We start from the raw sequence: 1747 nt of genomic DNA on the forward strand, positions 1-1747 counted from the left end.
AGTTGAAGCCGATGACGCGTTGTGCGGCTTTGTAGGCCAGGACGGAGAGTTGGCGTCCGGGTCTGCCGGGGAGGTTGGAGATCTGGTGCAGGGTGGTGCGGCGTAGTCGGCGGTACAGGGCGGGGTCGTAGGCGCGGGCGTGGGCCCAGAACTCGTCCTTCTTACGCAGGGACTCGCGGGTGCCGGCGCGGACCAGGAGCATCGAGGAGACCAGGGACACGATGTCGAGGTAGTGCAGCATGTAGCGCTTGAGGGCGCGGGGGGTGTGCGGGTTGGCGCGGGCCGCGGACAGGTGTTCCATCATGGTGCGGTTGATGCGCAGCTGTTGGTCCACGCGGGAGATCATCACGGTCTCGTTGACGGACTGGTCGGCGCGTCCGATGTAGTACCGGTAGAGGTCGACGTTCAGGTAGTACAGGCGCCGGACCGCGGGCAGGGGTGCGTAGGCGTAGAGGTTGTCGACGTAGAAGGTGTGCTCGGGCAGGACCAGGCCGACCTCGCGCAGCAGGTCGGTGCGGTAGATCAGGGAGTGCATGAGGATGTACTGGTTCTTGCGCAGGCGCCCGACCTGGTCCCAGCCCAGGACCCTGTCCTGGGGCAGGGCGTTGGTGTAGCGCACGGCGGTCTTGTTGCGCTTGTCGACCTTCTCGTACACGAAGTTGCTGATCAGCATGTCGATCCCGGTGTCCTGGGCGACGAAGGAGTCCAGCAGGTCCAGCACCTTGGCGTAGGCGTCGGCCTCGAGCCAGTCGTCGGAGTCCACGATCTTGATGTACCGCCCGCGCGCGTTGGCCAGGCCCGTGTTGATCGCGGCCCCGTGACCCCCGTTGGGCTGATGGATCGCGCGCACCACCCCCGGGTGGGCGGCCGCGTACCGGTCCGCGACCTGGGCCGTGGCGTCCCAGGACCCGTCGTCCACGATCAAGATCTCCACCCGCTGGCCCCCGGCCAACAGCGAGTCGATGCTGCGGTGCATGTACGCCGCGGAGTTGTAGCACGGCACGACGATCGTCAACAGCTTGGACATCAGCGCACTCTTCAGACTTCCTGGCCCGCACGGGCCGACGACGAGGACTCCCCCGCGCCCCCGGACACCGGCACACCCGCCGGTGCCGCTGCGGCCGGCTCGGGCGCCTGGACCTCGGGGTCACGCTTGAAGATGATCTTGAAGATCGGGAAGAACACCCAGAACGATAGAGCACTGTTGATGATCATCGTGACCATGTCGGCCATCGTCTCCCCGGTCTTGCCCAGGCCCCACGTGTCGATCAACAGCTCGTAGATCGGCGCCTTGTACAGGCCCTGCAACGCCGCCGCCGCGAACGTGATCACCACGTACGCCACCACGTACCAGAACGCCGCCCGCCAGATCGAGGTGTTCGACTTGAACGTCACGTTGCGCTGGGCGAAGAAGTTGATCACCTGCGCGATCAACAACGTGACCTGCACCGCCAAGAAGTACGCCAACCCGCCCCCACCCTCAGGCAGGCCCCCCGCCGCGTAGTCGAACACGAAGAACGGCGAACCATCAGGATTCGACCCCACCGGCAACACCTGAAAACTCGTGTCCACCAACCCCGTCATCCCGAACGCCGCCTTGAACGCCGGCATCAACGCCAGCTGCAGCACCGTCACACCATTGCTCAACAAGAAGAACAACAAGAACTGCGCCGTCCCCGGACGCCGCTCAGAAAACCCCGACCACGCCTGACCAATCCGTCGGAACATCACACACACTCTCTCTCAG

General features: G+C 65.2%; 2 protein-coding genes. Both read right to left on the reverse strand.

The features are described from left to right. Positions 1 to 1027, reverse strand: a 1027-nt coding sequence (locus H9652_RS19465) for a glycosyltransferase family 2 protein (protein WP_191798464.1), incomplete at its 3' end; no start/stop codon positions are given. 11 nt (positions 1028 to 1038) lie between these two features. Next, complete coding sequence (locus H9652_RS19470) at positions 1039 to 1728, reverse strand: hypothetical protein (protein ID WP_225228512.1); 690 nt, start codon at positions 1726 to 1728, stop codon at positions 1039 to 1041. Positions 1729 to 1747 lie beyond the last annotated feature (19 nt).

This window comes from Oerskovia rustica (assembly GCF_014836555.1).
GTDB classification, from domain to species: domain Bacteria; phylum Actinomycetota; class Actinomycetes; order Actinomycetales; family Cellulomonadaceae; genus Oerskovia; species Oerskovia rustica.

Excerpts from the sequence above, each read along its gene's own strand:
- H9652_RS19470 (WP_225228512.1), bottom strand. The coding sequence starts at position 1,728 with ATGTTCCGACGGATTGGTCAGGCGTGGTCGGGGTTTTCTGAGCGGCGT.